Source organism: Endozoicomonas sp. ALB032 (assembly GCF_049310125.1).
Taxonomy (GTDB): Bacteria; Pseudomonadota; Gammaproteobacteria; order Pseudomonadales; family Endozoicomonadaceae; genus Endozoicomonas_A.
The window spans coordinates 3,059,914-3,075,236 of sequence record NZ_JBLYNW010000001.1 but is presented as its reverse complement, the minus strand read 5'-3'; the positions used below and the strand labels follow the sequence as shown (position 1 = coordinate 3,075,236).

At 49.0% G+C, this 15,323-nt stretch carries 8 protein-coding genes; all 8 read left to right on the top strand.

Going from position 1 to position 15,323, the window contains the following annotated elements:
- Positions 1-15 precede the first annotated feature (15 nt).
- The 8 genes from ACO6VG_RS11540 to ACO6VG_RS11505 all read left to right on the top strand — a co-directional run bounded on the left by ACO6VG_RS11540 (position 16) and on the right by ACO6VG_RS11505 (position 15,261).
- Positions 16-2,793: a hypothetical protein gene (locus ACO6VG_RS11540; protein WP_422473979.1), complete on the top strand. Its 2,778-nt coding sequence runs from the start codon at positions 16-18 to the stop codon at positions 2,791-2,793.
- Positions 2,794-2,988: 195 nt separating this feature from the next.
- Complete coding sequence (locus ACO6VG_RS11535) at positions 2,989-5,073, top strand: hypothetical protein (RefSeq protein WP_422473977.1); 2,085 nt, start codon at positions 2,989-2,991, stop codon at positions 5,071-5,073.
- Between the two features lie 178 nt (positions 5,074-5,251).
- Entirely contained in the window at positions 5,252-6,814 is a 1,563-nt protein-coding gene (locus tag ACO6VG_RS11530; RefSeq protein ID WP_422473975.1) for a hypothetical protein, read from the top strand.
- 99 nt (positions 6,815-6,913) lie between these two features.
- Positions 6,914-8,425 (top strand): hypothetical protein, encoded by a 1,512-nt coding sequence (locus ACO6VG_RS11525; protein ID WP_422473973.1) that lies wholly within the window; start codon positions 6,914-6,916, stop codon positions 8,423-8,425.
- A gap of 282 nt (positions 8,426-8,707) precedes the next feature.
- A complete protein-coding gene (locus tag ACO6VG_RS11520) occupies positions 8,708-10,834 on the top strand; it encodes a hypothetical protein (RefSeq protein ID WP_422412491.1) in 2,127 nt (708 codons plus the stop codon).
- Between the two features lie 530 nt (positions 10,835-11,364).
- Complete coding sequence (locus ACO6VG_RS11515) at positions 11,365-12,663, top strand: hypothetical protein (RefSeq protein WP_422473971.1); 1,299 nt, start codon at positions 11,365-11,367, stop codon at positions 12,661-12,663.
- 132 nt (positions 12,664-12,795) lie between these two features.
- The gene (locus ACO6VG_RS11510; protein WP_422473969.1) at positions 12,796-14,958 is read left to right on the top strand and encodes a hypothetical protein; all 2,163 of its coding nucleotides are present in this window, start codon (positions 12,796-12,798) and stop codon (positions 14,956-14,958) included.
- 81 nt (positions 14,959-15,039) lie between these two features.
- Positions 15,040-15,261: a hypothetical protein gene (locus ACO6VG_RS11505; protein WP_422442188.1), complete on the top strand. Its 222-nt coding sequence runs from the start codon at positions 15,040-15,042 to the stop codon at positions 15,259-15,261.
- The last annotated feature ends 62 nt before the right edge of the window (positions 15,262-15,323 follow it).

Here is a 15,323-nt window from a genome sequence, read left to right as displayed (position 1 = left end):
TGTCAGGCTGAAACCTTGACCAGACATTATATTGTCGAGCTTCAGCAGGATGCAGCTTTTTCAAACCAGAGTTATTCTATCAAGCCAGACCAACGTTCACTGTCGGATAATTCGTCAGATATTGCGAACAAAAACGGCTTTAAAACACCAGATTTAGACCCTGATTATAAACGACAGAATTTTTTTAGTTACGAAGTAAAAACAACCCTCATTGAGTCGATTTCCTGGCATTTGCTTTACGCCACGAATTTGCAGGTTGCCTTCGAACTGATCATGACCAGCAAAGCCCCTCCTCTGAGTGCTACCTCTTATTCATGGCTACCGATAGAAGGGATTGTTACTGTCGGCTGGCTTTTGAAAAGCTATTGGAACCCCGACTCAGCACTGTTTAAACCGATTGAACAATCAGAAATCAGGTTGACACAGGGGAATCAGCCCTTTGCGATCACTACTATGATGCACGGCTCCGGCTATGACCAACAGCAACCACAAAGCCACCTACCAGAGTCATCTGGCCAACAAGCCCCACAAGCCAACTGCCAGCCAACAAGCGCTTTTACCAGCCCTCTTTCTTCTGGCTTCGGTGACGGCTTCGGAGACCCTCAACAAAACGCACATACTTTGGGTTTAGATTGTTTCGTCCACCCCTGTCATGGTGTTTGTAAACTCCGACCATCTTCCGAAAAAATGGAGCCAACTGAGAGGTCGCTGAATTCTGAAGAAAGTCTGACAAGCCTCACAGTAGCAACACCCGGACAAAACCCGTGCCCCCATAATTGTCTCTGCTATCGTTGCACCAGGCATTCTGATCCTGCAAATGAAACATCAAAGGATCCCTTTGCTATTCAACTCCAATGCGCTTCTGGCCAACTATTCCAGGTACATGACATTGATGATAACCCGGATAATACAACCGCCCCTGCAGAGCAATTCGCCTGTAACCTGACAATGGTCGATGAGGATGACCACTTACGAAATTGCGAGAAAGTCTACAAGAGTGCTCAATCCCTTTTGAATCACAAAAAACAAGTTCACAGCGGTAAAAAAACCTGTCTCGCGCCCGTGGTCGGGCAGGATGGTCGGCTGCGACCATGCGGGAAGGTCTGGAAAAATGCCGGTGCCCTGTCGAGCCACAAAAGAAGAACGCACACCGGGCAGAAAACCTGTGAAGTCATAATGGTCACAAAGGATGGTCAGGAACGGCCATGCGGAAGGGTCTGCATGAGCGCCAACTCCCTGACGAATCACAAAAAGAGAGCTCACGACATGCAAAGAACCTGTGATGTGACCGTAGTCGGAGAGAGTGGCCAACAGAGGCCTTGCGGAACGGTCTGCAAGAGCGCCAAAGCCTTGTCAGATCACAAGCTTGGATACCACAGCGGGCAAAAAACCTGTGCAGTCATTGTGGTCAGCAAAGATGGTAAACCGCAACCATGCGGGAAGTTCTGCAAGAATGCCAGCGCTCTGTCGAGTCACAAAAACAGCGCCCACACCAGGCAAAGAACCTGTGATGTAACCGTGGTCGGTGAGGATGGTCAGCTGCGGCCATGCGGGAAACTCTGCAACAGCAATCACTCTCTCTCTTCTCATAAGTTCAATCAACACAGCGGGCAAAAAACCTGTGACTCAACCCTGGTCGGAGAGGATGGCCAGCAGCGACCTTGCGGAACGATCTGCAAGAGCGCCAAAGCCTTGTCGTCTCATAAGCTTGGATATCATAGCGGGCAAAAAACCTGTGAAGTCATTGTGGTCGGCAAGGATGATAAACCACAACCATGCGGGACGGTCTGCATAAATGCCTACGCCCTGTCGGCTCACAAAAAAAACGCCCACAGCGGGCAACAAATCTGTGAAGTTATGATAGTCGGGAACGATGGTCAACCGCAGCCATGTGGGACACTCTGCAAGACTGCTCAAATTCTCTCGTGTCATAAATTCGATCACCACAGCGGACAAAAAACCTGTGTCTTAACCGTTGTCGGGGAGGATGGCCTGCAGCGACCCTGCGGAAGAGTCTGCAAGAGCGCCAGGTCCTTGTCGTCTCACAAGCTTGGATACCACAGCGGGCAAAAAACCTGCAGTATGCTCATTGCCGATAAGGATGGCCAGCAGCAGCCATGCGGGAAGATCTGCACGAATGTCAACGCTCTGCGGTATCACAAAAAAAGCGCTCACACCGAGCAACAAACCTGTAACCTTATGATGGCCGGGGAGGATGGCCAGCAACGGCCATGCATGACGATCTGCAAGAGTCCTGCCATGATGAATCACCAAAGAAGATACCACTCCGGGCAACAAACCTGTGAAGTAACCGTGACTGGGGAAAATGGCCAACCTCGGACATGCGGCATAGTCTTCCAGAATGTTAACGCTCTGGAGTATCATAAAAAAAACGCTCACACCGGGCAACAAACCTGTGTCGTTAATATGGTTGGGGAGGGTGGTGAGCGACGGCCATGCGGAACAGTTTGCAAGAATAGCCGAGTCCTTCGTAATCACAAAAGAAATGCCCACGGCGAGCAACAGACCTGTGACCTTATGATAGTCGGGGAGGATGGCCAGCGACGACCATGCGGGAAGGTCTATAAGAATAAGTCGGTCCTTGCGGATCACAAAAAAAACGTTCACACCGGGCAACAAACCTGTGACGCTATGATAGTCGGTGAGGAAGGTCAACAGCGGCCATGTGGAAAGGTTTACAAGAATGCCAAAACCCTGACTGCGCACAAAAGAACACATCGAAAACGCAAGCCTGTTGATGTGAACCAGAAAGACAGTCTCAACCCTCCATAAGATAAAGTAAATAAATAACGACCTTTAGCAGAAGGTTTTTGAAAGAAAAAAAACTCACTTTCTTGATCTATCCTTCCTGTCTGTATACCCGGAGGCAAGGATAAAGTCATTAAATACTCACTCTTAGCGGCACCTCTGCTGCTACTTTCGCTGACTGTCGCCTGTCAGCCAGAAACCTTGACCAGGCGTTTTATTGTGGAACTTAAACAAGATTCAGTTTTTTCAAACCAGAGTTTTTCTATAAAAAAAGACCAACGTTCACTGCCGTATAGCACGTCAGATATTACCGACAAAAACGGTTTTAAAAGACCAGATTTATCCTCCGACTATAAACGACAGTACTTTTTTAGTTACGAAGAAAAAACAACCCTCACTGAGTCGATTTCCTGGCAGTTGCTTTACGCCACGAATTTGCTTGTTGTCTTCGAACTGATCATGACCAGCAAAGCCCCTACTCTGAGTGCTACCTCTTATTTATGGCTACCGGTAGAAGGGATTGTCACTGTCGGCTGGCTTTTGAAAAGCTATTGGAGCCCCGACTCACTTCTGTTTAAACCGATTGAGCAATCAGAAATCAGGTTGACACAGGGGAATCAGCCCTTTGCGATCACTACTATGATGCACGGCTCCGGCTATGACCAACAACAACCACAGCAACAGCCACAACAGCAAAGCCAGTCACCAGAGTCATCAGGCCAACAAGCCAAAGGCCGACCAACAAGTGCTTTCACCAGCCCTCTATCTGCTGGCTCCGGTGACGGCTACGAAGACCCTCAACAACACGCACATACTTTAGGTTTAGATTGTTTCGTTCACCCCTGTCATGGCGTTTGTAAATTCCGACCATCTTCCGAAAACATGGGGCCAGCTGAAAGGTCGCTGAATTCTGAAGAAAGTCTGGCAAACCCAACAGGAGCAACACCCGGACAAAACCCCTGCCCCCATAATTGTCTCTGCTATCGTTGCAACTGGCATTCTGATTCTGCAAATGAAACATCAAATAATCTCTTTGTCATTCAACTCCAATGCGCTTCTGGCCAAATTTTTCAAGTACATGACATTGACCGCAATTCGGTCAATACAACCGCTCCGGTGCCAGTCCCCTGTAACCTGACAATACTTGATGAGGATGGTCAGCTATGGAATTGCGAGAAAGTCTACAAGAGTGCTCAATCCCTTTTGAATCACCAAAAAAAATTCCACACCGGCAAAAAAACCTGTCTCGCACCCGTGATCGCGGAGGATGGCCGACTGCGACCATGCGGGGAGGTCTGGAAAAATGCCGATGCCCTGTCGGGTCACAAAAAAAAGGCCCATACCGGGCAACAAATCTGTGCAGTCATAATGGTCACAGAGGATGGTCAGGAGCGGCCATGCGGAAAGGTCTGCATGAATGCCAGCGCCCTGTTGACTCACAAAAAAAGCGCCCACACCGGGCAAAGAATCTGTGATGTAATCGTGGTCAGGGAGGATGGTCAGCCGCAGCCATGCGGGAAACTCTGCAATAGTGCTGACTCCCTCTCATGTCATAAATTCAAACAACACACCGGGAAAAAAACCTGTGACGTAACCATGGTCGCAGAAGATGGCCAGCTGCGACCTTGCGGAACGGTCTGCAAGAATGTCGGCGCTCTGCAGTATCACAAAAGAAGCACCCACACCGGACAACAAACCTGCGACGTTATGATGGTCCGGGAGGATGGCCAGCGACGGCCATGCGGAAAGGTTTGCAAGAATGCCTGTGCCCTGTCAGATCACAAAAAAAGAAATCACAGCGAGCAAAAAACCTGTGATGTGATCGTGACCGATGAGGATGGCCAGGAGCGGCCATGCGGGAAAGCCTGCAAGAGTGCCTGCGTTCTACAGGAGCACAAAAGAGACACTCACTCCGGGCAACAAACCTGTGACGTTATGATGGTCGGTAAGGATGGCATGCGACGGCCATGCGGAAGAGTTTGCAAGAATCGCCGAGCCCTTTGTAATCACAAAAGAAATACCCACGCAGGGCAACAAACCTGTGACGTAATGATAGTCGGGGAAGATGGCCAGCGACGACCATGCGGGAAGATCTATAAAAATAAGTCGATCCTTGCGGATCACAAAAAAAACGGCCACACCGGGCAACAAACCTGTGACGTTATGATAGTCGGGGAGGATGGTCAACAGCGGCCATGTAGAAAAGTTTACAAGAATGCCAAAACCCTGTCTGGGCACAAGAGAACACATCGAAAACGCAAGCCTGTTGATGCGGACCATAAAGACAGTCTCAGTCCTCCATAAGGTAATGTGAATAAGTAACCACCTTTGGCAAAAAGTTTTCGACAGAAAACCACGCTTACTTTCTTGATCTATCCTTCCTCTCTGTATATCCGAAGACAAGGATAAAATCATTAAATACTCACTCTTTGCGGCACATCTGCTACTACTTTCGCTGACTGTCGCCTGTCAGGCTGAAACCTTGACCAGCAAAGCCTCTCCTCTGGGTGCTACCTCTTATTCATGGCTACCGATAGAAGGGATTGCCACGGTCGGCTGGCTTTTGAAAAGCTATTGGAACCCCGACTCACCACTGTTTAAACCGGATGAACAATCAGAAATGAGCTTGACACAGGGGAGTCAGCCCTTTGTAATCGCTACTATGATTCAAGGCTCCGGATATGACCAACAACAACCACAACAACAAAGCCAGCTACCAGAGTCATCTGGCCAACAGGCCCTGCAAGCCAGCCGCCAGCCAACAAGCGTTTTCACCAGCTCTCTGTCTTCCGGCTCCGGTGACGGCTACGAAGGCCCTCAACAACACTCACATACTTTGGATTTAGATTGTTTCGTCCACCCCTGTCATGGCGTTTGTAAATTCCGATTACATTCTGATTCGGCAAACGAAAGGTCAAATGATCCCTTTGCCATTCAACTTCAGGCACATGGCATTAATGACAACCCGGTCAATACAACCGCTCCTGCAGCGCCAGTCTACTGTAACCTGACAACGGTCGATCAGTATGGCCAGCTATGGAATTGCAAGGGAGTCTACAAGAGCGCTAAATCCCTTTTGGATCACCAAAGAAAAGTCCATTCCGGTGAAAAAGCCTGTGTCGTGCCTGTGGTCGGGAAGGATGGCCAACAGCGACCATGCGGTAAGCTCTGCAAGAATGCCAAGACCCTGTCGGATCACAAAAGAAGGTCGCACTCCGGGAAAAAAACCTGTGACGTAACATTGGTCACAGAGGATGGCATGGAAAGGCCATGCGGAAAGGTCTGCAGGCATGCCATGGCCCTGTCGGATCACAAAAGAAACGCCCACACCGGCCAAAGAACCTGTAATCTTGCCTTGCTCGGGGAAGATGGTCTGCGACGGCCATGCGGGAAGGTCTGCAAGAATGCCATCGCCCTGTCGGATCACAAAAAAAACACTCACATCGAACAGAGAACCTGTGGCCTGACCATGGACGGAGAGGATGGTCTGCAGCGGCTATGCGGGAAGGTCTTCAGAAATATCAAAGCCCTGTCGAATCACAAAAGAAACGCCCACATCGGACTAAGAATCTGTAAGGTGCGACTGGTCCGAGAGGATGGCCAGCAGCGGCCTTGCGGAAAGGTCTGCAAGAGCGTCAGAGCTTTGTCGTATCACAAGCTTAGATACCACAATGAAAATAAAACCTGTGAAGTAATCGTGGTCGGCAAGGATGGTAAACCGCAACCATGCGGGAAGGTCTGCAATAATGCCTACATCCTGTCACTTCACAAAAAAAGAAACCACAACGGGCAAAGAACCTGTGTTGCAATCGTGGCCGATGATGATGGTCAGCAGCGGTCATGCGGGAAGGTCTGCAAGAGTGTCGGCGCTCTGCGAGATCACAAAAGATACACTCACAACAGGCAACAATCCTGTGACATAGCAGTGGATGGTAAGGATGGTCGGCAGCGGCCGTGCGGGACGCTCTGCAAGAGTGCACAAACTCTTTCAAGTCACAAAAAAACACATCAACAACGCAAGCCTGTTGATGTGGACCAGAATTAGCAAAAGGTTTTTGTCAGAAAAACAAGCTTATTTTCTTGATCTATCCTTCCTATCTGTATACCAGAAAGCAGGTATAGAATTATTAAACACTCTCTCTTTGTGACACCACTGCTGCTATCGTTGTCTGTCGTTAGTCAGGCCGAACCGTTGACAAAACGTTTTGTTGTCGAGTTCCAACAGGATCCAGGTTCTCCAAACCAGGGTTTTTCTGTAAAGCCTGACCGACGTAAATTGGCGGGTAAGCCGCCAGACATTAATGGCTTAAAAAGATATTCAGAGCCTTATCTACCTTATTTCAAACGACAAAGATCGTATGGTTATCGCATAAAAACGTTCATCATCGAGTCGATTTCCTGGCAATTGCTATACGCCACCAACCTGCTGGTTACTTACGAACTGATACTGACCACAAAAGGTACTCCTCTGAGCCCCAGCTTTTATTCATGGCTTCCTTTAGAAACAGTTGTCGCTGTCGGCTGGCTTTTAAAAAGCTACTGGAACCTCTGTTCACCACTGTTCAAACCAATTAAACTACAGTCGGCTTTTATTTCGGCACTGGGGATGCATCCTTTTTCGGTCACTATTATGATGCCTGGCTCTGAAAATGAACAACAAAAGGGCCAACCATCAGGATGCTCTGACCAACAAACCCCCGTTACAACCACACATCCTATAAGCTATTTCACCAGACTTCAGTATTCCGGCTCTGGTGGTGGTGACAAAGCCCCCCACCAACAACACACGTTGGATTTAAACTGTTTTGTCTATTCCTGCAATGGCGTTTGTAGATTTCGATCAGCAGCCGGACCGGACCCACACTGCAACTTGATTGAAGGACACTGCTCGAGATCCATCAATGATTTTGATGCTTTAAGCGCTCCGGATTTCCGACAAAACCCACTTTTTGAAACATTGAACAGTCTACCTGACATTCAACACCATAATGCGCAAATGCCCGGGAATGAATCTGCCACCACTGAAGATTTGATTATCATCAACGGGTTACTCAATCTTCGAAATCAAAGCTCTTTTAAAGTAACACAAAAAACGACAACAGGATCATACCAATGGGTTAAAAAACCACGTCATCTTTCAACAGGTATCAGGCATGCCAGTGATCACAGCAGGAAACTAACCTGTGATGCGTCAGTGATTGGAGAAGATGGCCTACAGCGGCCATGCGGGAAGGCCTCTAAGAATACTAAATCTCTGTCGTCTCATAAAAGTAGAGTTCACACCGGACAGCGAACCTGTAACAAAAAACTGGTCGGGGAGGATGGTCGTCAGCGGCTATGCGGTGCCCTGTACAAGAATGCCGGGGCTCTATCGAATCATAAAATCAGAGACCACACCGAACAAAAAACCTGTGACGCGACAGTGGTTAGAGAGGATGGCCAGCCGCAAGCATGCGGAATTCTCTGCAAGAATGCCAGAGCAATGTCAGATCATAAAAGCAAATACCACACAGGACAAAAAACCTGTGAAGAGATCCTGATCGGGGATGATGGAGAGCTACGGCCATGTAGAATGGTCTGCAAGAATGCCATTGCGTTGTCGAATCACAAAAGAATACATCGAAAACGAAAGCCTGTTGTTGTGGATCAGGATTAGGAAATGTTATTTGACAGAAAAGCACGCTTGTTTTCTTGATCTATCCTTCCTCTCTGTATACCAGAAGGCAAGGATAGAATTATTAAACACTCACTATTTGCGGCAGCGCTGTTACTGCTATGGTTGTCTGTCATCAGTCAGGCCGAACCCTTGACAAAGCGTTTTATAGTTGAGCTGCAACAGGATACAAGTACTCTAAACCAGAATTTTACTATGAAGCCGGACGGGCTTAAATTGGCGAGTAACCCGTCAGACGTTGCTGACACAAATTTAGAACGTCAAATGACGTATAATTATGACATAAAAATGACCTTCATTGAGTCAATTTCCTGGCAATGGCTCTACGCCACTAACCTGCTGCTTGCTTACGAGCTGATCCTGACCACCAAAGACATCCCTCTGAGTCCCACCCCTTATCCATGGCTACAGATAGAAACGGTTGTCACCGTCGGCTGGCTTTTAAAAAGCTATTGGAACCCCAATTCACTGCTGTTTAAACCGATTGAACGACAGTCTGAATCTATATTGACACAGGAGGGACTCCCGTTTGTGGTCACTGCTATGGAGCCAGATTCCGGAGATGAACAACAAGGCCAACCATCAGAATCATCTGACCAGCAAGCACCCGAAACACCTAAACGCTCTAAAGGCTATTTCATCAGCGTTCAGTATTCGGGCTCTGGTAATGGTGACGAAGCCCCTCAACAACACCAACACACATTAGATTTAAACTGTTTCATCTATCCTTGTCATGGCGTTTGCAGATTTCGATCAATGAATAGTCTTCAGCGCCAATGGGCTTCTGGCCAAACCTTTCAGCCTCAGGCACATCAACCTGATAATCTACGAATGCCCGGGGGTGTGTCTGTCACTTCTGATGATTTGATTATAATCAACGGATTACTCAGTCTTCGTAATCAAGGCCCTCTTAAAGAAACCGTAATTTCCTGTGCGCCTGTGCATTTCACCCCGTCAATGGAAACTTTAGTAACAGAACAAACGACAAAACCATCCCAATGGGGGAAAAGCCCACCCCATCTCTCTCAGAAAGGCACAAGTGAAGCCAGAAGCCACAGCGGGAAACGAACTTGTGACTGGATGCTGGCCGAGGAGAATGGCCAACGGCGACCATGCGGGAAGGTCTTCAACAATATTCACTCCCTGTCGGCCCACAAAAGCAGATACCACAGCGGGCAAAAAACTTGCGACGCAGAAGTGGTCGGGAAGGATGGCCTGCAGCGACCTTGCGGAAAGGTCTGCAAGAATGCTACCGTCCTGACGAATCACAAAAGCAGATACCACACCGGGCAAAGAACTTGCGACGCAAGAGTGGTCAGGAAGGATGGCCTGCGGCGACCTTGCGGAAAGGTCTGCAAGAACGCTCGCGTCCTGACGGATCACAAAAGAAAAGCCCACAGCGGACAAAGAACCTGTACTCTGATGGTGACCGGAGAAAATGGCCTGCGGCGACCATGCAGAAAGGTCTGCCTGAATGCTCGCGCCCTGACGAATCACAAAAGAAAAATCCACGGCGGACAACAAACCTGTGATCTGATGGTGATCGGAAAAGATGGCCTGCAGCGAACATGCGGGAAGAGCTACAGTAGCGCCAGAGCCCTGTCTGATCACAAAGGCAAATACCATACCGGGCAAAAAACCTGTGACGCGACATTGCTCGGGGATGACGGCAAGGAGCAGCCATGTGGAAAGGTCTGCAGGAATATTCAAGCCCTGCGGGATCACAATAGAAGGTACCACACCGGACAACAAATCTGTGACGCGACATTGCTCGGGAATGACGGCAAGGAGCAGCCATGCAGAAAGGTCTGCAGGAATCTTCAAACCCTGCGGGATCACAATAGAAGGTACCACACCGGACAACAAATCTGTGACATAAAACTGGTCGGAGAAGATAGCCAGCAGCGAACATGCGGGAAGATCTGCAAAAATTTTGCGGCCCTGTTGACTCATAAAATCAGAAACCACAGTGAACAAAAAACCTGTGAAGCAACCGTGGTCGGAGAGGATAACCAGCAGCGGCCATGCGGTAAGGTCTACAATAGTGCCAGAGCCCTCTCTGATCACAAGTGCAAATACCATACCGGGCAAAGAACCTGTGATGTGATAGTGGTCGGCAATGATGGTAAAAAACGACCATGCGAAAAGGTCTGCAACAATATTCAAGCCCTCTCGGATCACAAAAAAAAAGACCATACCGGGCAACAAATCTGTGACGCTAGAGTGGTCGGGAAGGATGGCCAGTGGCGATCGTGTGGAGAGGTCTGCCAGAATGCTATCGCCCTGTCGAATCACAAAAGAACACATCGAAAACGCAAGCCTGAAAATGTTGACCGGGACGGTGACTTCAGCCCCCAAAAGATAACGCAAATAAGTAACGATCTTCAATAGCAGGTTTTTGACAGGGAAACACGCTTACTTTCTTGATCTATCCTTCCTTTCTGTATATCGGAACGCAAGGACAGGATTATTAAAAACTCACTTTTTTCGACACCACTTTTTCTGCTACTGTTCTTATCTGCCATCGGCAAGGCCGAACCGTTGACAGGTCGTTTTATTGTCGAGCTTCAACAGAATTCAGGTCTTCCAAAACAGAGCTTTTCAATCGAGTCATACCGGAGTAAATGGTCGGATAAACCTCAGGCGTTGCCGACATCGACATTTACTCAAGACTAGATTTACCATCCTGTAATGTACGTCAGATATCTAACAATTACGAAGTAAAAACAACTATCATTGAGTCAATTTCCTGGCGATGGCTTTACGCCTCGAATTTGCTGACTGCCGTCGAACTGATCTTTACCGCCAGAGTCTCCAATCTGAACTCTACGCCCTGTTTATGGCTACCTGTAGAAGCCGCTATTGCTGTCAGTTGGTTTTTGAAAAGCTATTGGAGCCCCAGTTCACTGCAGTTTAATCCGATGGAGCATCAAGAGGAGCAACAAGAGGCGACATCCATTTTGAGACATGGAGATCTACCATTTACCAACATCGCTATAATGCTTTGCTCTGGAAATAACCAACAACCCTGTCAACAACAAGACCAGTCATCAGAATCATCCGGCCAGCACGCTCCGGTAGCCACGGGCTATTCTACCAGTGTCCTGTATTCTCGCTCGTGTGACGGTAACGAAGACCCTCAACAACAGCAACATACCTTAGGTTTAAAATGCTTCGTCCAGCCCTGTTATGGTGTTTGTAAATTCCGACCCTCTTCCGAAAGCACGGGGCCAGCTGAATCGTCGCTGAATTATGAAGACGGGGTCGCCTTAGACGGGGTCGCCTCGAAATCAATGGGTACAAGGGCAACCGATAGGGTGGCCTCTGCCGGGCAGGCAACCTGCAACGTGGTAGTGTTTGGGGACGTCGGGCAGCTGAAGCAATGCCAGAGAATCTTCAAAACTGCTCAAGCCCTGCGTAATCACAAAAAAAGAGTCCATACCGGGCAAAAAATCTGTGATGTGGCCGTGTTCAGGGAAGATGGCCAGCTGCGGCCATGCGGAAAAGTCTACAAAAATGTTGATTCTCTGTCGTCTCACAAAAGAAACTTCCACAGCGGACAAAAAACCTGTAATTCATCCGTGGTTGACGAGAATGGCCAGCTGCGGCCATGTGGAAAGCTCTGCAAAAATGCTGATTCTCTGTCGTCTCACAAAAGAAACTTCCACACCGGGCAACAAACCTGTGACTCAACCGTGGCTGGGGAGAATGGCCAGCTGCGGCCATGTGGAAAGCTCTGCAAAAGTGCTCATTCTCTGTCGTCTCACAAAAGAAACTTCCACACCGGGAAACAAATCTGTGACGTCAATGTGATCGGGGGGAATGGCCAGCAGCAGCCATGCGGAACAGTCTGCAGGAGTGCTCAAAACCTGTCGGAACACAAAAACAAATTCCACGGCGAGCAAAAAACCTGTGAGGAGGTCATTATCGGGGAAGATGGCCAGCCGCAGCCATGCGGGAGGATCTGCAAGAATACTTATAACCTGTTGTTCCACAAGTACAGAGTCCACGGCAAGCAACAAATCTGTGACGCGATAGTCTTCGGGGGAGGTGGCAGGCAGCGACAATGCAAGAAGGTCTGCAAAAATGCTCTTTCACTGTCGGTTCACAAAAGCAAATACCACAGAGGGCAACAAAAATGTGACCATCGAAAACGCAAGCCTGTTGATGTAAAACAGGATGATGATCTCAGTAATCCAAAAGGCAAAGCCGACAGGTAACGGTCTTCGACTGAAGGTTTTCACAGAATAACATCCTTATTCTCCTGGTCTATCCTTTCTTTCTGTAAACCAGAACGCAAGGATAGAATTATTAAGTTCTCACTCTCTGCGACACTGCTGTTGCTGCTAACGTTGTTGCCCGTCATCGGCCACGGCGAACCGTTGACAAAGCATTTTATTGTCGAGCTTCAAGAGAGTGCAGGTCATGCCAACAAAAATGGCCATGCAAGACAAGACTTACCGCTCGATAACAAACGACAAATATTCACCAATTATAGAGTAAAAAAAGCCATCATTGAGTCGATTTCCCGGCAATGGCTTTATGCCACGAATCTGCTGGTTGCCTTCGAACTGACCCTCACCACCAGAGACGCCACGACTCTGAGCTCCACACCTTGTTCATGGCTACCGGTAGAAGCGGCTCTGACTGTCGGTTGGTTTTTAAAAAGTTATTGGAGTATCAATTCATTGTTGTTTAACTTGGTGGAACAGCAAGAGGCGACATCCATCCTGAGACAGGGAGATCAGCTATTTAGCAACATCGCTATAACGTTTGGCTCTGGAAATAATCAACAACCCTGTCAGCAACAGGACCAGTCATCAGCATCACCCGATCGGCAAGCTCCGGCAGCCAAAGGCTATTCCACCAGCGTCCAGTATTCTCGCACGGGGGACGGTGAAGAAGGTCCTCAACAACAGCAGCATACTCTGGGTTTAAATTGCTTCGTCCAGCCCTGTTATGGTGTCTGTAAATTCCAACCATCTTCCGAAAGCACGGGACCAGCTGAATGGTCGCTGAATTGTGAAGACGGGGTCGCCCCGGACTCAATGGCTATAAGGGCAACCGATAGAGGGGCCTCTGCCGGGCAGGCAACCTGTAACCTGGTAGTGGTTGGGGAGGTTGGGCAGCTGCTGCAATGCGGAAAAGTCTACAAAAATGCTGATTCTCTGTCGTCTCACAAAAGACGCTTCCACACCGGGCAAAAAACCTGTGACGTCTCCGTGATCGGGGAAGATGGTCAGCAGCAATGCGGGCAAGTCTGCAAGAATGCTGTAGCCCTGTCACATCACAAAAGCAAATTCCACAGCGGGCAAAAAACCTGTGACTCGACCGTGATTGGGGAGAATGGCCCGCTGCGGCCATGCGGGAAAGTCTGCAAGAATGCTCTAGCCCTGTCAAATCACAGAAGCAAATTCCACAGCGGGCAAAAAACCTGTGATTCAACTGTGGTTGGGGCGAATGGCCAGCTACGGCCATGTGGAAAGCTCTACAAAAATGCTGATTCTCTGTCATCTCACAAAAGACGCTTCCACAGTCAGCAAAAAACCTGTGACTCAACCGTGGTTGGGGAGAATGGCCAGCTGCGGCCATGTGGAAAGGTCTACAAAAATGCTCATTCTCTGTCGTCTCACAAAAGAAACTCCCACACCGGGAAACAAATCTGTGAGGTCAATGTGATCGGGGGGAATGGCCAGCAGCAGCCATGCGGAACAGTCTGCAAGAGTGCTCAAAACCTGTCGGAACACAAAATCAAAGTCCACGGTGGGCAAAAAACCTGTAACGTGGCCATTATCGGGGAAGATGGCCAGTCGCAACCCTGCGGGAGGATCTGCAAGAATACTTATAACCTGTTGTTCCACAAATACAGAGTCCACGGCAAGCAACAAATCTGTGACGCGACAGTCGTCGGGGAAGGTGGCAAGCAGCAACAATGCAAGAAGGTCTGCAAAAATGCTGCTGCCCTGTCGGCTCACAAAAGCAACTATCATACCGGACAACAAACCTGTCATTTGACCCTGGTTGGGGAGGATGGTCAGCAGCAGCCATGCGGGAAGGTCTACAAGAATGCTCGTGCCCTGTCGGATCACAAAAGAAGACACCACACCAAGCTAAAAATCTGTGACGTAATCGTGGTCTTGGAGGATGGCCAGTCGAGGCCATGCGGGAAAGTCAGCAAGAATGCCTGTGCCCTCTCCGTTCACAAAAGCGGATACCACACAGGGCAAAAAAACTGTGACGTGACCGTGTTTGGTGAGAATCAGCAACCACGACCATGCGCAAAGGTCTTCAAGTGTGCTCGAGCCCTGTCAAATCATAAAAGCAGATACCACAGCGGACAACAAACCTGTAGCACGACCGTGATTGGGGTGGACGGCCAGCCGCGACCATGCGGGAAGGTCTGCAAAAGTGCTGAAGATCTCCTGAGTCACAAAGGAACACATCGAAAACGCAAGCCTGTTGATGTGAAACAGGATGATGATCTCAGTAATCCAAAAGGCGAAGCCGACAGGTAATGGTCTTCGACTGTAGGTTTTCTTGACATCCTCCCCACCCTAAAGAGGGTATCGCAAAACTCTCTCCGGCGTGGGAACGCGTTGACTCCCGTCATTGCCGGCTTCATTCTCGTCATTCCCGGCTTCATTCTCGTCATTCCCGGCTTCATTCTCGTCATTCCCGCGAAGGCGGGAATCCACACTGACTCTCCACCAGAACCCTACTGCCCGGTGTCCCCCTGGCCTTGTCATCCCCGAGAAGGCAGAGATCCACCGTTGGCGCTGGATTCCCGCCTTCGCGGGAATGACGACTTCAGAGCGTGAGAACGAGCGGTTGAAGTTTTGCGACACCCTCTAAAAGTACGGGGTTTTACGCTCATTCGATA